The organism is Paenibacillus sp. T2-29, from assembly GCF_052921365.1.
This window is the reverse complement of record NZ_JBREVE010000001.1, coordinates 430,631-450,803: the sequence shown is the minus strand read 5'-3', so window position 1 is coordinate 450,803 and position 20,173 is coordinate 430,631. Positions and strand designations below refer to the sequence as shown.

At 46.0% G+C, this 20,173-nt stretch carries 21 protein-coding genes; 17 read left to right on the top strand and 4 right to left on the bottom strand.

Annotated features, from left to right (window positions below):
• Nucleotides 1–104: 104 nt before the first annotated feature.
• The 4 genes from ACU1JV_RS02600 (at nt 105) to ACU1JV_RS02585 (ending at nt 4,204) form a co-directional block, all read left to right on the top strand.
• Nucleotides 105–596: a Fur family transcriptional regulator gene (locus ACU1JV_RS02600; protein WP_016822309.1), complete on the top strand. Its 492-nt coding sequence runs from the start codon at nt 105–107 to the stop codon at nt 594–596.
• A 1-nt stretch (nt 597) separates the two neighbouring features.
• Entirely contained in the window at nt 598–888 is a 291-nt protein-coding gene (gene yidD, locus ACU1JV_RS02595) for a membrane protein insertion efficiency factor YidD (RefSeq protein WP_058829771.1), read from the top strand.
• 412 nt (nt 889–1,300) lie between these two features.
• Nucleotides 1,301–3,319, top strand: a complete 2,019-nt coding sequence (gene metG, locus ACU1JV_RS02590) for a methionine--tRNA ligase (protein ID WP_058829770.1) — start codon at nt 1,301–1,303, stop codon at nt 3,317–3,319.
• Nucleotides 3,320–3,487: 168 nt separating this feature from the next.
• Nucleotides 3,488–4,204: a cytochrome c biogenesis CcdA family protein gene (locus ACU1JV_RS02585; RefSeq protein ID WP_058829769.1), complete on the top strand. Its 717-nt coding sequence runs from the start codon at nt 3,488–3,490 to the stop codon at nt 4,202–4,204.
• Here ACU1JV_RS02585 and splB read toward each other — a convergent pair.
• A complete protein-coding gene (gene splB / locus ACU1JV_RS02580; RefSeq protein WP_058829768.1) occupies nt 4,197–5,261 on the bottom strand; it encodes a spore photoproduct lyase in 1,065 nt (354 codons plus the stop codon). The genes ACU1JV_RS02585 and splB overlap by 8 nt on opposite strands.
• Nucleotides 5,262–5,513: 252 nt before the next feature.
• Between splB and mntR the strand changes: the two genes are divergently transcribed.
• From mntR to ACU1JV_RS02565, 3 genes are all read left to right on the top strand, one after another.
• On the top strand, nt 5,514–5,939 hold the full coding sequence (gene mntR, locus ACU1JV_RS02575; RefSeq protein WP_007430946.1) for a transcriptional regulator MntR: 426 nt from the start codon (nt 5,514–5,516) through the stop codon (nt 5,937–5,939).
• Nucleotides 5,940–6,076: 137 nt separating this feature from the next.
• Entirely contained in the window at nt 6,077–7,816 is a 1,740-nt protein-coding gene (locus ACU1JV_RS02570; protein ID WP_413986585.1) for a family 10 glycosylhydrolase, read from the top strand.
• A 95-nt stretch (nt 7,817–7,911) separates the two neighbouring features.
• On the top strand, nt 7,912–8,901 hold the full coding sequence (locus ACU1JV_RS02565) for a patatin-like phospholipase family protein (RefSeq protein WP_013371795.1): 990 nt from the start codon (nt 7,912–7,914) through the stop codon (nt 8,899–8,901).
• A 117-nt stretch (nt 8,902–9,018) separates the two neighbouring features.
• Here the strand turns inward: ACU1JV_RS02565 and ACU1JV_RS02560 are convergent, their stop codons facing one another.
• From ACU1JV_RS02560 to ACU1JV_RS02550, 3 genes are all read right to left on the bottom strand, one after another.
• Entirely contained in the window at nt 9,019–9,339 is a 321-nt protein-coding gene (locus tag ACU1JV_RS02560; RefSeq protein ID WP_170973184.1) for a hypothetical protein, read from the bottom strand.
• A 7-nt stretch (nt 9,340–9,346) separates the two neighbouring features.
• The gene (locus ACU1JV_RS02555) at nt 9,347–10,339 is read right to left on the bottom strand and encodes a DUF1385 domain-containing protein (protein ID WP_013371793.1); all 993 of its coding nucleotides are present in this window, start codon (nt 10,337–10,339) and stop codon (nt 9,347–9,349) included.
• 270 nt (nt 10,340–10,609) lie between these two features.
• Nucleotides 10,610–11,611 carry an ABC transporter substrate-binding protein gene (locus ACU1JV_RS02550; protein ID WP_025675009.1) on the bottom strand — a complete coding sequence of 334 codons (1,002 nt, stop codon included), beginning with the start codon at nt 11,609–11,611 and terminating at the stop codon, nt 10,610–10,612.
• A 262-nt stretch (nt 11,612–11,873) separates the two neighbouring features.
• Between ACU1JV_RS02550 and ACU1JV_RS02545 the strand changes: the two genes are divergently transcribed.
• From ACU1JV_RS02545 to ACU1JV_RS02500, 10 genes are all read left to right on the top strand, one after another.
• Complete coding sequence (locus ACU1JV_RS02545; protein WP_058829765.1) at nt 11,874–12,464, top strand: YqhR family membrane protein; 591 nt, start codon at nt 11,874–11,876, stop codon at nt 12,462–12,464.
• Nucleotides 12,465–12,538: 74 nt separating this feature from the next.
• Nucleotides 12,539–13,612 carry a M24 family metallopeptidase gene (locus tag ACU1JV_RS02540; protein WP_040103444.1) on the top strand — a complete coding sequence of 358 codons (1,074 nt, stop codon included), beginning with the start codon at nt 12,539–12,541 and terminating at the stop codon, nt 13,610–13,612.
• Between the two features lie 33 nt (nt 13,613–13,645).
• Entirely contained in the window at nt 13,646–14,203 is a 558-nt protein-coding gene (gene efp / locus ACU1JV_RS02535) for an elongation factor P (protein ID WP_013371789.1), read from the top strand.
• A gap of 195 nt (nt 14,204–14,398) precedes the next feature.
• Nucleotides 14,399–15,652: an aspartate kinase gene (locus ACU1JV_RS02530; protein WP_013371788.1), complete on the top strand. Its 1,254-nt coding sequence runs from the start codon at nt 14,399–14,401 to the stop codon at nt 15,650–15,652.
• Nucleotides 15,653–16,036: 384 nt separating this feature from the next.
• Nucleotides 16,037–17,032, top strand: a complete 996-nt coding sequence (gene spoIIIAA / locus ACU1JV_RS02525; protein ID WP_413986584.1) for a stage III sporulation protein AA — start codon at nt 16,037–16,039, stop codon at nt 17,030–17,032.
• Complete coding sequence (gene spoIIIAB, locus ACU1JV_RS02520; RefSeq protein WP_013371786.1) at nt 17,025–17,543, top strand: stage III sporulation protein SpoIIIAB; 519 nt, start codon at nt 17,025–17,027, stop codon at nt 17,541–17,543. The genes spoIIIAA and spoIIIAB overlap by 8 nt, the downstream gene beginning before the upstream one ends.
• Before the next feature lie 12 nt (nt 17,544–17,555).
• On the top strand, nt 17,556–17,759 hold the full coding sequence (gene spoIIIAC, locus ACU1JV_RS02515; protein ID WP_010345636.1) for a stage III sporulation protein AC: 204 nt from the start codon (nt 17,556–17,558) through the stop codon (nt 17,757–17,759).
• Between the two features lie 8 nt (nt 17,760–17,767).
• On the top strand, nt 17,768–18,157 hold the full coding sequence (gene spoIIIAD / locus ACU1JV_RS02510) for a stage III sporulation protein AD (RefSeq protein WP_013371785.1): 390 nt from the start codon (nt 17,768–17,770) through the stop codon (nt 18,155–18,157).
• Nucleotides 18,158–18,169: 12 nt separating this feature from the next.
• Complete coding sequence (gene spoIIIAE / locus ACU1JV_RS02505; protein WP_013371784.1) at nt 18,170–19,360, top strand: stage III sporulation protein AE; 1,191 nt, start codon at nt 18,170–18,172, stop codon at nt 19,358–19,360.
• A 38-nt stretch (nt 19,361–19,398) separates the two neighbouring features.
• Entirely contained in the window at nt 19,399–20,166 is a 768-nt protein-coding gene (locus ACU1JV_RS02500) for a stage III sporulation protein AF (RefSeq protein ID WP_413986583.1), read from the top strand.
• Nucleotides 20,167–20,173 lie beyond the last annotated feature (7 nt).

Sequence of the window (20,173 nt, the reverse complement as noted above, 5' to 3'; positions counted from 1 at the left end):
GAATATCTCTTATAATATTGACTTTAATCGTGGTATAATGAATAGATGCAAGCCTAAGCCTGCATCAGAAAACCTGAAACTATAGACAGGGGAGGGTGAAACGCATGCTGACAAAGGATGAGATTATCGCAACAATGTCCGCTCAGGGGCTGCGTATTACAGATCAGCGCAAGACGTTGGCCACGTTGTTTTCCGAGAATGAAGGGTATCTGTCCCCCAAAGACGTTTATGAATATATGGGTAAGAAGTACAGCGGACTTAGCTTTGATACAGTTTATCGCAATCTGCGTGTAATGCAGGAATTGGGTGTACTGGAGCAGGTATCTTTTGAGGATGGAATGAAGTTCAAGGTGAGCTGTAATGAACATCACCACCACCACCATATGATTTGCTTGAGTTGTCAGAAAACATTGCCGATTTCTTTTTGTCCAATGCAAATGACAGATACAACAGATCAATTCCAAATCGTCGAGCATAAGTTTGAAATTTTTGGTTATTGCAAAGACTGCCAGCAGAAGAATGGGCATACTGAGAGTAATTCGGACGGGGGTTTCAAACAGACGAGCAGTCACACTCACAGCCACGGGGGCTACTGAAATGAAAATCACCACACGCAGAGTGGTACAGGCTCCGATTCAGTTTTATCGTGCTTACATTTCCCCATTAAAACCTGCTAGCTGCAGGTTCTATCCGACGTGTTCGGCGTATGCGCTGGAGGCGGTAGAAGTGCATGGTGCAGTCAAAGGCTCATGGCTGGCTGCAAAGCGTATAGCTAAATGCCATCCATTTCATCCCGGCGGCGTAGATTTGGTCCCTCCTGCAAAAAAAGGGGTAGATAAGTCTGACAAAGATCGTTTGGCTACCCATACCGAGAAGGGTCTGACTTGACAGCGCCATGCCGATTTGGTTATATTTTGGTTAATATTGTTTTCCTGTGAAGGGATGAGTAAGGTAAGTCGTCCAGTACAGAGAGCCGGAGTTAGCTGAAAACCGGTCTGGAGTGAAGCCTGAATATGGTCCTGGAGGAACCTTTTTCGAGCGTATTTGCCACAGTGAAGCTGTGTTCAAGAGGCAATCGTAAGGAAGAGGCGTGATCCAGCGTTAATGGGCGGTCAGATGTGACCGGTGAAGCCTGTATTCTGCGAGGGTACAGGGAATTTGGGTGGTAACGCGTGAGGTGACTCTCGTCCCATAGGGGCGGGGGTCTTTTTTGTGCCCAATTTGTGTCAAATTCATGAATTGGAGTACCTATCATGGTAGCAAATCTTTTGCAGCCGTGAACAAAACAGGAGGAACATACATGTCTAGTGAGAACACATTTTACATTACAACACCGATCTATTATCCCAGTGACAAGCTCCATATAGGTCATGCCTACACGACGGTAGCGGGTGATGCGATGGCTCGCTATAAGAGGCTACGGGGCTATGAGGTTCGTTATTTGACAGGAACGGATGAGCATGGTCAGAAGATTGAGCAAAAGGCAAGTGCAACTGGGAAAACGCCGCAACGTTTCGTAGATGACATTGTGGCAGGTATCCAAGACCTGTGGCGGAAGCTTGACATTTCCAATGACGACTTTATCCGTACTACGGAGGAACGTCATAAGGCTGTCGTACAGGAAATCTTTGATCGTTTATTAAAACAAGGCGATATTTACAAGGGAGAATATGAAGGTTGGTACAGCATTCCTGACGAGACTTACTACACAGAAACTCAGCTCGTTGACGTAGTGAAGGACGCTGAAGGCAATGTCACTGGAGGTAAGAGCCCAGATAGTGGACACCCTGTAGAACTAGTCAAGGAAGAGAGCTACTTTTTCCGCATGAGCAAGTATGCTGATCGGTTGCTGCAATTTTATGAAGAGAACCCGCAGTTTATCCAACCGGAATCCCGGAAAAAAGAAATGATTAACAACTTCATCAAGCCGGGGCTAGAGGATCTGGCTGTTTCCCGTACAACGTTTGATTGGGGAGTTAAGGTTAAGGGAGACCCGAAGCATGTCGTATACGTGTGGATTGACGCACTTTCCAACTACATCACAGCCTTGGGGTATGGCTCTTCTAATACTGAGCTGTACGATAAATTTTGGCCAGCAAATGTGCATATCGTAGGGAAAGAGATTGTACGGTTCCACACGATATATTGGCCAATCATGCTGATGGCACTGGATCTTCCGTTGCCTAAAAAAGTATTTGCACATGGTTGGTTACTCATGAAAGATGGTAAAATGTCGAAATCTAAAGGCAATGTGGTAGACCCGGTAACGTTGATTGACCGTTATGGTCTGGATCAACTTCGGTACTACTTGCTGCGCGAGGTGCCATTTGGAGCGGATGGAACATTCACACCTGAAAGTTTTGTAGATCGTGTAAATTCAGATTTGGCCAATGATCTGGGCAACTTGTTGAATCGTACTGTAGCGATGGTAGACAAATATTTTGACGGTAAAGTTCCCGCTTATGAAGCCAAAGTTACCTCATTCGACGCAACTTTGGTAGATATGGCAACATCGACTTATAGTAAAGTTGAAGAAGCTATGGAAAATATGGAATTTTCCGTGGCTTTAACGGCGATTAGCCAATTTATTAGCCGCAGCAACAAGTATATTGACGAGACTCAACCGTGGAGTCTGGCTAAGGATGAGGCAAAACGTAGCGAATTGGCATCTGTTATGGTGCATTTGGTAGAAAGCTTGCGTATTGCTTCCATTTTACTTCAGCCTTTCTTGACACGTGCGCCTCACCAAATTTGGGAACAACTCGGTATTCGTCAAGGAGAGCTGACTACATGGGATAGCGGTAAGCAATTTGGGCGTATTCCAGAAGGAACGCAGTTGGTTAAAGGGAATCCGATCTTCCCTCGTCTGGACTCTGAGCAAGAGGTTGCTTTTATTGTAGAAGCAATGACTGGAGGTAAGAAACTGGAGGAAGCTGCGACACAAGCTCAACCGCTGAATGCATCTGAGGCGAGCCAGGAAGCACCAGAAGCGAAAGAAGAGATTGGCATTGAGGATTTTGCCAAGGTAGAGCTGCGCGTTGCTCAGGTTGTTGCCTGTGAGCCTGTGAAGAAGGCTGATAAACTGTTAAAGCTACAGCTCGATCTTGGCTATGAGCAGCGGCAGGTGGTGTCGGGAATTGCAAAATTTTATACCCCTGAAGATATCATTGGGCGTAAGGTGATCTGTGTGACCAATCTTAAGCCAGTAAAACTTCGGGGTGAGCTGTCGCAGGGTATGATTTTGGCAGCATCACATGGGGATCAGCTTACATTGGCCACTGTACCGGAAGGTATGCCGAATGGTGCGATTGTAAAATAAGAGGCTATATAAAATAAAAGAACGTAAAAAGCGTATGCTTGGGGTTATTCTCCCCAGGCATACGCTTTTTGGCTTGCATCATATTTTTCTCTGTTTATACGTATGTTTTAGTAGGCAGGGCTTGTATCTGCTCTGCGTGTTCACTAAGACAGGTGGGAGGAAATAATGATGTCAGATGTCAACGCCGGGTTGGCCATCGTTGCCGGACTGGTTTCTTTTTTTTCACCGTGCTGCTTGCCACTATATCCATCATATTTATCGTATATAACAGGAATGTCGGCACGTGAACTGGCTGAAGGACGGCACAAGGCAGAAATTCGCTATCGTACGATGGGGCACACACTTGCTTTTGTATTAGGCTTTTCGGTTGTTTTCTATTCACTGGGGGCAAGTGTCGGGTTGCTCGGAGAATGGTTTGCCAATTATGGGGATACGCTAAGAATCGTAGCAGGGCTGCTTATTATACTCATGGGTCTGGTATCTCTTGGTTTCGTCCGTCCATTGTTTCTAATGAGAGAGCATAAGCTGCGCTGGACATGGAAGCCTGCCGGATACGCCGGTTCCTTTGTAATCGGAATTGGGTTTGCGGCAGGCTGGTCCCCCTGTATCGGTCCTATGCTAACAGCTATTATCGCTTTGGCGGCAGTAGAGCATCACATGTGGTTCAAGTTGATTACTGGCTACGCGCTTGGTTTTGCGATTCCGTTTTTTGTATTGGCTTTGCTGGCAGGCTCTGTTAAGTTATCGTCCCGTTATACTTCCATACTTCTCCAAATAGGTGGCATGTTACTTGTGATCACCGGCGTTTTGTTGGTAACGGATCATATGACAGATGTAACGCTTTTTTTACAACGGATTACCCCGGATTGGATGCTAGTTATGTGAAATATTCAATACGACTTAAAGGAAAATGTTCAAAAATGCGTTCAGTAATAAATTCCCGCAGTGCATTTTGCTGTTCATCAGGATAAACATATTTATTCTGTCCCCAGCGGCCCCATTTTTTCTTACGTTTCTCTATGTCCATTTCCAGTTTGGTTTTCGGGTAACGCTTCTCGATAACCGCTTTGGATGTTTTGGTAAAGCGATGCTGAATTAGTTCGAATGTCAGATCCTTTGTAGCATGTTGGGGCAAGGTTTCTCCCAATCTACGCAGAAGCTCTCCGTAACCTGCTTCCCAGCCGTCATACCAAATGATGGGTGCAATGATGAATCCCAGCGGATAACCAGCCCGTGCGATTTTGCCCGCTGCTTCAATACGTTCCTCGAAGCGAGAAGTTGCAGGTTCAAACTGTTTAATAACATAATCGGAATTAATGCTAAAGCGGATGCGAGTATGACCATTATGTTTAATATCCAGCAATGGATCCACATGATGATATTTAGTAACAAAACGAAGTCGGCCAAATTCCTCATCTGCCATGAAACGAATCAAGTCTCCAAGCGATCCGGTGATATGCTCCAAACCAACCGGATCAGAGGTACAAGCTGCTTCAAAACGAGTAATTTCAGGCACTCGCTCCTCAATATAGCCTTTAGCTGCTGATATGATATCGTCAGTGTTGACATAGATGCGAATATACGGTTTCGCTCCCAAGGTTGTTTGTAAATAACAGTAGTGACAGTGCCCCATGCAGCCGGTCGAAATAGGAATGGCATATTCGGCAGAGGGTTTGGATTGGTCAAAAGTTAATGTTTTACGGATTCCGACAACCAGTGTCTTTTTTGCCATTCGGTACTTTTCAACTTCAGTTTCACCTGGTAAATTGGTAATTCGGTTGTGAGAGGTCGTCATACGATACGGAATATCCTTAGCTTTGACCCAATCCATAATACGCTGGCCTTTGGGATAATTTAGTGCGTCTGGCTCAAAAAACACCAGATCAGGCATGAATGGCTTGGTTCCTCTGGTTTGGACAGGAGTACGCTCAAGCGTAGACATGGCTAACGCTCCTTTCGAAATAAATCCTCTGTGCTCTGGTGTCCAACTCTAAAGTATCTCCGCAGAAAGCAACGAGACAGGGGCGACAACATTAGTGTACCCTGCTTAAATTGAACAAATCGTGGCAATAGATGTGAGTGGAGGGACGAGACTTGCCAATGGGCGATGATAACATGTATCATTACATAGTAGGTTTAATGCAGGAAATGAAGGCGGTAAGCGCCCGTTCAATAACAGAAAAGAGGGAAACAAGTGCCAACGCCAAGCATGGAAGATTATTTGGAGCGCATTTACCAACTGATCGATGAGAAGGGATATGCTCGTGTCTCGGATATCGCAGAAGGTTTGGAAGTGCATCCTTCGTCCGTCACCAAGATGATTCAGAAGTTGGATAAGGACGATTATCTTGTATATGAGAAGTATCGGGGACTGATTTTGACACCAAAAGGGAAAAAGGTTGGCAAACGGTTGGTTGACCGCCACCAGCTACTAGAGCAATTTCTGGATATGATTGGGGTTGACAAGGACCTGATATATAAAGATGTGGAAGGTATTGAACACCATTTGAGCTGGGATTCCATCACCCGTATCGAGACATTGGTTGAATATTTCCGCCGGGATGAAGATCGCTTGCGCCAGCTTCATGACATACACAAGGAATTAAGTGGAGATTCCTAAAAGCATCTGTCCTTACGGACGATGCTTTTTTTATTTGTCCTGACCGCAACAAATATCCGGTTAATAGCGTCTATCCATTATATAGCAGGACAAGATAGGGGTTAAAATTAACAGGGGTAGTGGAGGATTATAAAGATATGAATCGTAAGAAAATAGGGCTCATGGCTGCGGGTCTACTCTTAGCAGTACAGACTGCCATCGTGCCTGGAGTTCAAGCGGCACCAACTGGTGAGATTGAGATTATATTGGACGGACAGTCCCTGCAAAATGATGCGTCACCGTACATTGTACAGGGAGCGAATGTCACGATGGTTCCTTTGCGAGTGATTAGTGAGGGATTAGGCGCTCAGGTTAACTGGTCGGCATCGTCTGGTACGGTAACGATTACAGCACAGAACAAAAATATATCTATGGATAATGGTGCACAAAGCGCTACTGTGAATGGTAAGTCGGTTCGCTTGGACGCATCTGCGCGTATGTCAAGTGGGAGAGTTATGGTACCACTGCGTTTTGTTGGGGAAGAGTTGGGATTAAAAGTAGACTGGCAAGCCTCAGAACGGGTCATTACGTTAAGCAGTGGTAAGGAAGGTGCCTCTACTGGTGGAAACACTTCAGTGGGAAGCAGTAGTTCAACATCAAATAACTCAACATCTGGCAATCAGGAAAGTGTTAGTACGGATCAGGGAGCCAATGATGATGGACAGGACGCCGTCACCTCACCGTCTACCTCTACCAATGAGGGAGGTTCAGGTTCCTCACAGGGAAATATGGCTCACGTGAAGGCTACCTCTATGCGTGGAGCATGGATTTCCACCATTAATGGAGATTGGCCTTCTTCGGCTGCCCGAAGCAGCTCCGAGAAGCAAAAGCAGGAGTTTACAAAAATGCTCGATGATTTGCAGGGCATGGGCATTAACGCGGTATTCGTTCAGGTTCGTGCCAGCGGAGATGCGCTTTATCCGTCTGATCTTGTGCCATGGAGCAAGTATTTGACCAATACCCAGGGGAAAAATCCTGGCTATGATCCCCTGAAATATATGATTAGCGAATCACACAAGCGAGGGATGGAATTCCATGCCTGGTTTAATCCGTTCCGTGCGAATTCTACAGGAACAACTAGCGGTTTAGCAGCCAACCATGTGGCTAATCAACATCCAGATTGGATTGTTAAAAATGGCAGCCAGTTGTACATCAACCCCGGAATCCCGGCTGCACGTCAGCATGTCATTGATGCGATTATGGAAGTCGTAAACGGATACGATATTGACGGAGTCCATTTGGACGATTATTTTTATCCTTACAGCGGGACTTTTGATGATGATGCAACCTTCAAAGCATATAACGCCAACAAAATCTCTAATAAAGGTGACTGGCGGAGAGATAATGTGAATAGTTTTGTTCGCGATTTGGGCAAAAGCATTCATACCAGCAAGTCGAAAGTTCAATTCGGGATTAGTCCTTTTGGGGTGTGGCGCAACAAGTCTCAGGACATAACGGGTTCAGACACCAAGGCAGGCGTTACTGCATATGACACGACATTTGCGGATGTAAGAACCTGGATTAATAAAGAATGGATTGATTATGTAGCTCCACAAATTTACTGGAGTATCGGCTTTCCAGCGGCTGGATATGACAAGCTTGTCGCATGGTGGTCCAATGAGGTCAAAAATTCAGATGTTAAGCTGTATATCGGTCATTCTCCTTATAAAATCGGCACCCCTGAAAAAGGGTGGCAATCAGCTCAAGAGTTAATTAAGCAGCTTGAACTGAACGAGAATTATAAACAGGTTAATGGGGATATTTATTTTAGTGCACAGCATTTGCGCAAAAATCCATACGGACTCATTCAACTTCTTCAAAATTATTATCAATTATGATATAAATTGGATCATTTAGGTTCTATATGGACCTCCGTTCTCATAGATAAGCAGTAGAACTGCTTACTCCCAAGAGAACGGAGGTTTTTTGATCTATGCTGATCAATGCTGTGTTCCAGGGTGGAGGGGTTAAGGGAATATCGCTGGCGGGTGCAGTTAAGGCTGCCGAGGATCATGATATTGTATTCAATCGTTTGGCAGGTACATCATCAGGTGCTATTGTAGCTGCTTTATTGGCTGCGGGATATACGGCGGATGAAATGAAAGCCGTAATTGAGAAAACCCCCTTGGTCAAGTTGTTACGACGTTCTCCAGTATTCAACATTAAGTGGGTTGGGCCAGCAGCACGTATCTTTCTTAAAAAAGGGCTCTACTCAGGGGAGGCACTGGAGCATTGGGTACGCGAGCTGTTACGAGCTAAAGGAGTGCGTACGTTCGCGGATCTACCTCCTGGCAAGCTGCGCATTATTGCATCAGACATTACGAATGGACGCATTTTGGTGCTTCCTGAAGACATCAAACGTTTTGGTATAAACCCCTCTTCGCTGGAGGTAGCCAAGGCCATTCGGATGAGCACCAGTATCCCTTATTTTTTTGATCCTGTTATGTTAAGACTTGATTCTGCACTTGCCAAGGGAAAAACCTTTTCCCAGCAATTTGTATTTGTAGTTGACGGGGCCTTGCTCAGTAATTTGCCTTTGTGGCTTTTTGATGAGCCTGTAAATGAACGTGAGGCCAAAACGATTCCAACGGTAGGGTTTCAAATGGTGGGCAAAACAGGGACGGAGACCAAAGTTTCTTATATACGAGGCCCATTGACCATGCTGCAGGCTATTTTTGATACAATGCTATCGGCACATGATGAACGGTATATTGAGCAGGAGAATCGGTATCGGACCATTAAAATTCCAACTTTAGGTATCCGCACAGCACAATTCAGCATTTCACTAGAGCAAAGTGATTTGTTATATGCTTCCGGTGTGCAGGCAGGAGAAGCTTTTTTCCACAAATGGAGTATCACTTCTTACCAGCAGCAGTATAGTAAGTATCAATTGATGAAAGATACCATGTACGCCATGAAATAAGCACCACTTACTGGCAGGTGAAGTAATTTAATGAAAGTAAAAAAGGAGCCTCTTCCCGGTCATATTTCAAAACACGGGTGATGGCTCCTTTGTGCTACATTTTAAAGGAAATGATTATTAATGGTACTTTGGCTGTTCCTCTTCATTTTTACCCTTGGACCCTTCAATCACATGAAAAGGATAAGTTTTGCGTTTGCTTGTAGTTTGCTGCTTACGTGTGCTGGCTGTTTTGGCCATGGTGCGCACAGAGGGCTTAATTTTGGGAGTTCGCTTGCGTTGTCCAGGCTGGTATTTGTACAGCAGAAATATAACTGCAAAAATAAAAACAGGGATTAGTAAACTAATGAGAAAGCCCCAGCTACCTTTCCATAGCATATCTATAATTCCATATGCGCCCAAAGCAAGGGTAAGCCAGAAAATAACGGCATGTCTGTACATCATTCACTCATCCTTTCACAGGATCAAGGACCGGACTGTTGAGGGTCTCCTTTACAGGTACATTTTCCAACTCAGCATCCAATTCAAGCATACGCTTAAATGAGGCAATCGATACCTCGACTTGATCATCGGTCGGTTCTTTGGTGGTAAGCAACTGCAGCCATAGGCCGGGGTAACCTAGATAACGAAGCACTGGAATTTCCCGAAGTGCATTGGTCAGCTTGAGGAATTCAAAAGAAAGACCCAATACGATCGGAAGCAGTAAAAGACGTTGCCCCATGCGCTCCCACAGATTATCGTAGGTAAACAGGGAATAGACAAGTACCCCGATAATCACGGTGAGCATAATAAAGCTGCTGCCGCAGCGGTAATGCAGTCGACTATATTTTTGTACGTTGGCTGGAGTTAGTTCTTCCCCTGCTTCAAATGCAGTAATCACTTTATGCTCCGCGCCGTGATATTGAAACAGTCGCTTGATTAACGGAGTCTGGGAAATACCCCATAAATAAGCCAGCAGCAAAATCAGCTTAATAGCTCCTTCAGCGAGATTATGCAAAATCTGGTTGTGAAACAAACCGTCAAACAGGAAACTCTCCACAACAACTGGAACGAGGGTTAATACAATTTTGCCAAAGAGGAAGGACAATATACCGACCGCAGCCACGCCGATCATCATGCTCAGGCTCCAACGGGATTCCTCTTTTTTCTTTTGTTCAGCGCGTTCTTCTGGATCTACTTCATCATCAGCATACGCATCGGCTGAATAGTTCAAATGCTTGGTACCCTTGGCACTGGAGTCGATGATGCTGACAATCCCCCGCAATAACGGAATTCTGCGGAATTTGGACACCCAGGATTGCTCCTTGCGTGGTACTTCCAAATATGTGATTTCGCCAGATTTGCGGCGAACTGCCGTGACATTGACACGCTTGCCGCCGAACATGACACCTTCAATGACTGCCTGACCGCCGTAGCTCACAGGCTTGGATGCTTGTGACAACCGTCTCACCTCTCTTAATACATGCTTTTTTGTATATTGTATCGAATTTGGAAGGGAATATCTAGTTAGACGAAAATGGGATGTGGTGACTGCTAATTTTATCATTTGAAAAGGCTAATTAGTCATAACGGAGAAGATGGAAATCCTTGTAGTGTGTGGGGGAGACTCATACCATAGGTTTAAAAAAGCATTTATGAGAGCGGTCAAACTGCCCCCATAAATGCTTATTATCGTCAGTTATAAATCCAGACGGAATCGTCAACATGAAATTTATTGCGTGATTGCCCCTACTACTCCATCAACCAGTCCCTTTGACGAGACCGGACCGCCAAACGTCCATGTTGTACTGGCCAACGGATAAGTACGTTTTTCTTTGACGAATTTCAAACCGTTCCAAACAGAATTATTTTTCATAGATGAGCCGAAAACATTATCGTCCGGCTGCACAATATAGATAAAGTTACTGTCCTGAACAGCTGACAGAGCTTCAATGCCTACAGTTGAAAAGCCATATGATTCAACCTTGCTCGGTTTCCAATCGTTGACCAAACCGATCTTCGCCAATGTTCCCACGACGACTGAATTATCTGAAAACATACGCAGGCTGGCTGCATTTTGGGAAGTGAAAGCCTGTGTCAGTATAAAATGAAAATCCGACTTGTCTGCAGCGGCGAGCTTTTGTTTGGCTTCGGCATAATGCTGATCCAGATCGGCAAGCACCTGCTTAGCTTTATCCTCTTTTCCAAGAGCGACTGCGATACTATTAAAAATCTCTACCATCTTATCATAGTCGTAGCCGTTACCATCGTTCAGATTATATTCAATCGTCGGTGCGATAGCCTTGAGTTGCTCATAGATTGCTTCATTCCCATCAAAGTTGGAGATGATGAGATCCGGCTTTAATGCAGCAATCGCCTCCAAATTAGGCTCGTTGCGTGTACCGACATCGACCACGTTACTGTCCAGAGCTGCCTCTGGAGTCACATACACCTTATAGTTGGCATTGTCCGCATTACCAACCGGCTGCACGCCCAATGCAATCAAATCCTCCGTGAATGTCCATTCCAGTACTACGACACGCTGAGCGGGCTTGTCAAGCGTGAGCTCACCACGGTTATGCTTTACTGTCACAGGACCGGTCGCTGCTTTAGTAGGTTTGCTACCCGACGTAGCTGTCTGGCCTTTATTCGCTGCATTGTCAGTTGCTCCACAACCTGCCAGTGTGAGCATAAAAGTCAGTAACAATAAGAATCCGATAAATCCCTTTTTCATAGATTGCGTTCTCCTGTATAAACGTATTATAAAATGATAATGATTATCATTTTCATCATTATATTGTGAAACAGGATTGAATTTTTGTCAATGAAAAGAATACAAAATCCATTCAATTTCATTGTTAAAATACCCCCCACTGGAGCATACTACCTCTCAAAATGGATAGGCACGAATCTGGTGGAAGTACACATGCTTTTCTTTATAACAATGAGTCTTTACCATGAGAAAATTTATGCATTTTGAAAGGAGATCCAACCACATGAGTGAAACTTACTCTATACCGAAAATAGGTCATGACCAGGAACAGTCTCGCGAATCTCAAGATCAACGTAATCATAATGACAACAGTAGTAGAGGCAGACAACAGTCAGGCAAAGTACATACACCGCTTATTCCCTTTGCACTTGAGCTGGGTTTTTTTGCGGGTTTGCTCTGGGGATTGCTGCGCTGGCTGTTTTATACGCTGCACTTTACAGTAGTGGCGCCTGGCTTTCTGGCAGAGCCGTTTTTTAAGCATTCGTTCATGAACACCATGGCAGGGCATTTGGTAGGGCTGCTGTTTTTTATTGCATTGTCCGTTGTAGCGTCATTGGTGTACACTTTGATTTTGCGCAGGTTTAATGGCCCTATACCCGGTATTATATACGGTCTGATTTGGTGGGTTGTTTTATTTGTGTTAACAGGTCCTAAGTTAGGGATGATGAACCCTCCTTATCGGTTAACATGGAATTCCATATATACGGAAGTTTGTGTATTTATACTGTGGGGACTATTTATCGGATATACCGTTGCAGTCGAGTATACGGATGAAAGAATGCGCGAGCCTGAGAAGGCTGGGGGCAGAACGTAACAAAAACTTCTCAAGCGCCTATCCCCTGTGTTAAAATAGCATTTGGTTATTTGACAGAGGGGAGCGGAATGAAGATGAAGAATGACCGGGTGCTAAAGTTGCGGCAGGCGCTGGGCGAGCATAATCTGCGGGCTATGCTGATTACTAGCCCTGTCAATCGTCGATATTTGACAGGCTTCACAGGTTCAGCGGGTTATGTGCTGATTACAGAATCCCATAGCTATTTGCTGACTGACTTTCGTTATATGACACAAGCGACCGAACAAGCCCAAGGCTTTACGGTAGTGCAGCACGCTGCGCAGGTCATGGAAACAGTAAAAGAATTGCTGTCCTCCCATCAGATTAGCGAAACAGGCTTTGAGCAGGATGATGTAACTGTTGCGACACATAAAGCTTACAGCGAAGATTTGTCACCTATTAAGCTGGTTCCGGTATCGGGCATTGTGGAAAAGCTGCGGGTGTACAAGGATGCGGAAGAGCTGGAAGTGATGCAACGGGCAGCGGATTTGGCAGATGCTACATTTGCACACATTTTACCTTACATCAAACCAGGAGTCAGCGAGCGTGAGCTGGATCTGGAAATGGAATTCTTCATGCGCAAGCAGGGAGCTACTTCTTCTTCATTTGACACGATTGTGGCATCCGGAGTTCGTTCGGCATTGCCTCATGGAGTAGCCAGTGCAAAGTTAGTACAAGCAGGTGAGCTGATTACGTTTGATTTTGGTGCGTTGCTGGATGGCTATTGCTCCGATTTGACCCGTACAGTGGCTACACAAGGGGATTTGGCGCCTCAGTTGCGCGAGATCTATGATATTGTACTTAAGGCGCAGCTTCACGCACTCGAACATATTAAGCCGGGCATGACAGGCCGTGAAGCGGATGCGTTGACCCGGGATATTATTGCGAGCCATGGCTATGGAGACAATTTCGGACACAGTACAGGTCATGGTCTGGGTCTTGAAGTGCATGAATCTACACGTCTGTCGAAGGCAAGTGATGATATTCTGGAGCCGGGCATGGTTGTAACGGTCGAACCAGGTATCTATGTGCCTGGATTGGGCGGTGTACGGATCGAGGATGATATCGTTATTACAGATAGCGGCATCAAAGTATTAACGCATTCGAGCAAAGAATTTACAGTCGTTTAATAACGATAACAGTCCTGTAGGAGGGGTATTTTAGTGATTAACGTTAATGATTTTAAAACAGGTTTGACCGTCGAGGTAGACGGAGATATTTTTACAGTTCTGGATTTTCAACACGTAAAACCAGGTAAAGGCGCAGCATTCGTACGCTCCAAGTTGAAAAACCTGCGTAACGGTAATACGGTTGAACGTACATTCCGTGCGGGTGAAACAATTGGCCGGGCGCAAATCGAAAATCGTGGTGTATCTTATCTGTATGCTAGTGCAGACGATCACACATTCATGGACAACGAAACATATGATCAATTTACATTGTCCAGCGATCAACTGAAATGGGAGCTTAACTTCCTGAAAGAAAACATGAATGTAAACATCATAAGTTACAACGGAGAAATCCTGGGTATCAACTTGCCTACCAGCGTGGAGCTCAAAGTAATTGAAACAGAACCAGGTATTAAAGGGAATACAGCTACAGGTGCAACCAAAAATGCCAAACTGGAAACAGGTTTGAATGTTCAAGTTCCTCTGTTTATTAACCAAGATGACGTATTGTTAATTGATACTCGTGACGGGAAATACATGTCACGCGCATAGAATTTACAGTTTCTGGTATCCTCTGTCCTTGTTAAGGGCGGGGGATATTTTTATATATAGGAATATTAAAAAACATTGGCTCCACACAGCACTTTCGTATTATACTGTACTAAAGTTATGCCGCAGGATGTCACGTTCAAATCGTTTGGTGCCATCTCAAGGTTACATACTGTGAGTCTGAGGGAGTGAATATCGTTGTCTTTGTATGTCATGAAATTCGGAGGCAGTTCCGTCGGTGACACGGAGCGCATGAAACGCGTGGCAAAACGCGTCGTTGAGAAACAGAGTGAAGGGCATCAATGTGTAGTGGTCGTTTCCGCAATGGGAGACACGACAGACGAATTGATTGACCAGGCTAAATTATTAAATGAGCAGTTGCCTGCACGTGAGCTGGATATGTTGATGACGACAGGCGAGCAAATTTCAATCGCATTGTTGTCGATGGCTATTCAGCAGCTGGGTCATGAAGCTGTATCGTTTACAGGATGGCAGGCTGGCTTCCGTACTGAATCTGACTTTGGTCGGGCACGGATTACGGATATTCAACCTCAGCGTGTGCTGGATGCACTGAGCAGCAACAAGATTGTTGTTGTAGCTGGTTTCCAGGGGATGTCTGCAGATGGAGATATTACTACGCTGGGACGTGGTGGTTCTGATACGACGGCCGTTGCGCTGGCGGCGGCGATTCAAGCGGATGCCTGTGAAATTTACACGGATGTGGACGGCATATATTCAACAGATCCACGAATCGTGAAGGTGGCACGTAAGCTAAAAGAAATTTCTTATGATGAGATGCTGGAATTAGCCAATTTAGGTGCGGCTGTTTTACATCCCCGTGCGGTAGAGTATGCCAAACATAACCGGGTACCGTTGATTGTGCGGTCCAGTTTTAACCATAATGAAGGAACAGTCGTAAAGGAGGATGCAGTAATGGAGCAAGGCGTTGTAGTCAGTGGAATTGCATATGATAAAAATGTAGCAAGAATCAGTATTTTGGGCGTTGCAGATATCCCTGGTGTACTGGCAAAAGTTTTCGGAACACTGGCAGCAGCCAAAATTGATGTAGACATTATTGTGCAGAGCGGGGTTGAAGCTGGAAAAGCAGATTTCTCCTTTACAGTAGCTCTGACGGATCGTGAAGCTGCACTTAAGACACTGGAAGGTATTCGCGGAGAGCTTCCATACCGTGAAGTAACGTCTGAGGAAAATCTGGTAAAGGTATCCATTGTAGGTGCGGGAATGGTTAGCCACCCGGGTGTTGCAGCGCAAATGTTTGCCGTGCTGGCCGAGCAAGGCGTTAGCATTAAAATGGTAAGCACATCCGAAATCAAGGTATCGTGTGTAATTGAAGCTGGAAAGCTTCATGAGGTTATTCAAGCGTTGCATACAGCTTATAATCTGGATACCGAGGAGCAAGCGTTTGTGGGCGGACCTAAAGACCGTCGTTAATAACATCAAATGATTTAGAGAAACGCTATAACGGGGAATATATTATACGCTCCCTAGTTATAGATGGATAAATCATAGAATACAGCAGTAGGTTAAGAGGTTGTTCCATCAGTGAGAGTCAGACTGTGGAGCAGCCTCTTTTTGCTCTAAATCTAGCTTTTTTATTTAAGGGTATCCCTTAGCCGCCAAGGCTTAGAGGGAGCCTTTTTTTATTATATAAAGCAGGGAAAGGGGCTTGAATGAGCGGGGGAAAGGTCCGCTGAGCGTGGATAGGAGTGAGCAAATGTTCGACTGAATTTTCAATATATTTTCGGCATAAAAAGCGAGAGTCAGCCATAGACTTGTCTTAAAGAAAAAGGACAACTGTGAGGGGGCGGCACTGGTATGGACTGGCTGGAGTTATTTCCGGAACCGTTGCACGGTATACTCGGAAGGCTTCCAGAAACCGTATTTAAGCAACTGGAAGAAATCCGGATCCGGGAAGGAAGGCCGCTGGAAGTTAATGCGAATGGTGATCATCATTTTGTTACGACTTCTGGTCGGCTGACTTTGAATCCTGTTGAAGCCTATAAGCCTAACCGCGAGGATGCCCACCGATTACTGGATTTTATCAGTAATCATTCCCTGTACACCATGGAAGAGGAGCTTCGCAAAGGGTTTATTACGATCCCTGGCGGTCATCGTATTGGCTTGGCAGGGAGAACCGTGCTCAACCGAGGGCGAGTAGAGCATTTGCGAGATATAAGCAGCTTTAATGTACGAATTGCTCGGGCCATTCCTGGCATAGCTGATCGGATATTGCCTTATGTAGCGGATCGAAAATCTGGAATGATACGGCATACGCTCATCTTGTCACCGCCTCAGCATGGCAAGACGACGTTGCTTAGGGACTTGGCTCGGCAACTGAGTTACGGAGGGATGGAAAGCAACGGAGGGCGACGAAATGGACTTAAGGTGGGTATTATAGATGAACGCTCTGAGATTGCTGGCAGTCACAAGGGCATCCCCGGTTTTGATGTCGGACCTCGCACCGATGTATTGGACGGATGCCCGAAAGCAGAGGGCATGATGATGATGATTCGCTCGATGTCACCGGATGTCCTGATTGTTGATGAAATCGGGCGGCCAGAAGATGCAGAGGCGGTGCGTGAAGCACTTCACGCAGGCATCGCAGTCATTGCTTCCGCACATGGTCGCGATGTGGCTGAAATGGCGAGCCGATCTGCCTTTGCTGGATTAGCTACAGGACAGGAGCTGTTCCAGCTCTACGTCATGCTGGAGCGGACGAGCCGGGGCCTCTCTTTTCGTCTGGCAGATGCCAAGCAGCGCAGGCTGACACTGCCTGGGGAAGGGCAGAACGGGGGCATCTCCTATGCTTAAGCTGCTGGGAGCTGTCTTGGTTATACTAGCCACCACACTGGCAGGCTGGCAGCGGGCAAGGCAATTTGCCATGAGGCCGCGGCAAATCAGAGAGTTAATTCTCGCACTGCAAAGACTGACCACCGAGGTTTCTTACGGGGTGTCTCCGTTACCAGATGCTTTCGCCAAGACAGGAGAGCCCTTGCGAGAGCCGCTGCGCTCTCTGTTTCAGCAAGCCTCACGCTGGATGCACCCCTCGTTTGGCCTGACCGCCAGAGAAAGCTTGCATAAAGCGATTGAAGTCTCGTGGAGCCGTTCCTCTATGAAGCAGGCCGAGAAGGAAGCGATGCGTCAGCTTGCTTACAGCCTTGGAACCAGCGACCGTGAGGACCAGATCAAGCACATTGCGCTGACCATCCAGCAGTTATCCCATGAAGAAGCGCAGGCGCAGGCAGATCAGGTGAGATACGAGCGTATGAGCAGAAGCCTGGGACTGCTGATCGGAGCATTGATCGTCATTTTGATCTATTAGCGGGGTGCTCGAATGAATTTAGAAGTGAACGCAATTTTCCAGATTGCCGGAATTGGCATTATTATCGCTATGATTCATACCGTACTAAAGCAAATGGGCAAGGAAGACATGGCCCATTGGGTGACGGTCATCGGTTTCGTTGTAGTGCTGTTCATGGTGGTGCGAATGCTGGATAACCTTCTGCAAGAGATCAAATCTATTTTTCTTTTTCAGTAGGTGAACACATGGAAATCATTCAAGTGGTGGGCTTCGCCCTCGTTGCCACAGTCCTCATCTTAGTTATCAAGGAACAGAAGCCGATGTTTGCCTTTTTGATTGCAACAGCTGCGGGAATCGTCATTTTTTTGCTGCTGATTGGCAAGATCGGATCTGTGGTTGCCGTGCTGGAGCGACTGGCCAGGTCTTCAGGCATGGACATGATTTATTTTAAAACCGTATTAAAAATAATCGGTATCGCTTATATTGCTGAATTTGGAGCACAGATCGTACGGGATGCGGGACAAGACGGTATTGCTTCCAAGATAGAGCTTACTGGAAAGGTACTCATCATGGTACTCGCAATCCCGATTATCAGCATTATTATTGATACCATTCTGAAGCTGATGCCCGCCTGAGGGGGTGATGCCATGAAAAGGCTGGGGGGCATGCCGAATCTCAAAGTTATTGTGATTTTGCTGCTATGTCTCTGGTGCGCCTCGGCTGCGGTCCTCTTCGCAGATACACCTACAAACGAATGGATCAGACAACAGGCGGAGCAAATGCCCAAAGATGATGTTGAACATTATTGGGACGGACTCATGAAGCAATACGGCGGATTTTTCCCTGACCAGAAAACGCCTTCTTTCATGGACATGCTGCTTCCGGGTGGTGAAGGATTCACCATAAAAGGTGTGTTGATGGCTATAGCTGATTTTTTCATCCATGAAATCCGGGTGAATGCCAAGCTGCTCGTCACCATCGTCATGCTCAGCATTATGAGTATGGTGCTGGAAACGCTGCAAAGCGCTTTTGAAAGCAAGCAGGTCAGCAAAGTTGCCTACGCTATTGTTTACATGGTCATTATCATTTTGGCGATTAATAGCTTTAGTGTAGCGATTGGTTATGCCAAAGAAGCAATTGACAGCATGATTCATTTCATGATGGCGATGTTGCCCTTGCTGTTTACCATGTTGGCCTCGATGGGTAACGTTGTCACAGTTTCGGTGACCCACCCGCTGATTGTATTTATGATCAACACGGTCGGAACAGTCATTCATACGCTTGTTTTCCCGCTGCTTTTCTTCTCGGCTGTGCTGTACTTGGTCAACTCGCTCACGGGCAAATACAAGCTGACCCAGTTAGCTGACCTACTGCGGAACGCTGGTGTTGCCGTGCTGGGAGTGCTTCTGACTATTTTTCTAGGAGTCATTTCGGTACAGGGATTAACCTCTTCGGTTACTGACGGATTAACAATCCGTACAGCTAAATATATTACAGGTAGCTTTGTTCCAGTGGTAGGCAAGGCGCTGGCAGATGCAACTGATACGGTCATTTCGGCATCACTGCTCGTTAAAAATGCCATCGGTCTTGTGGGAGTCATCATTATTTTGTTCCTATGCGCTTTTCCTGCTCTCAAGATTCTGACACTAGCTCTCATTTATAAAGTGACCGCAGCAATCATGCAGCCTTTGGGAGATACGCCTATTGTGGAATGTTTGGATGCCATCGGCAAGAGTATGATTTATGTTTTTGCGGCACTGGCGGCAGTGGGATTAATGTCCTTCCTTGCGATTACCGTCATGCTCGCAGCAGGCAATATGACGGTCATGATGAGGTGAATACATGCACATAATCCAACGAGAGGGAGGCGAGTGACGTGACCTGGCTGGGAGGCTGGCTCAAGGAACTAGTGCTAATCGTGCTGCTGGCTTCTTTTGTCGATATGATCTTACCGAGCCGATCTATGGAAAGGTATGTCAAACTCGTACTCAGCCTGCTTGTTTTGCTGACATTGCTATCTCCGATTGTGCGCTTGCTGAGCAGCAGTCCCTCAGAGGTTCTGGGGCGAGCATTGGATCTGCAACGCCAGGCAGAGACAGGTAACAGGGAACCGACATTGGAGGAAATCTTAGCCAAAGGCAACAAGCTAAAGCAACAGCAGGAACAAAGTTCCATGCAATGGGCAGGCAAAGAGGTAGCTAAGGAAATGAAAGGGCAATTGGAGCAGTACACTGGGTTAGCAATTCAGTCGGTCCAGGTGACCCTTGCGCAGATTCAGCAGAAAGAATCGGGGCTAGAGGCAGGAACGGGTGTTCAGTCAGTAGTGGTCAAATTGGCGGAGCAGAAGGCAGAAAAAGAAAAAAACACAAACGTCCCGCCGGATACAGATATCAAGCCGGTTATCGTGGAGCCTGTAACTGAAAAGACAGTGAATATTCGTGTAGAGCCGACACAGTCAAAAACCTCTAATCATAATGAAGGAACGCGAGAAGATGATGGTAGTCCTGACGAAACCACAGAGGATGGCAAACCTGCGGATCAGAAAGCTTTTGGCTTAATCACAGGCATTCTACGTGAAAAATGGGGGATCGACAGCACACATGTTCAGGTGATTAATTCGCAGGATGGAACACATGAATGGTAACAGGAGG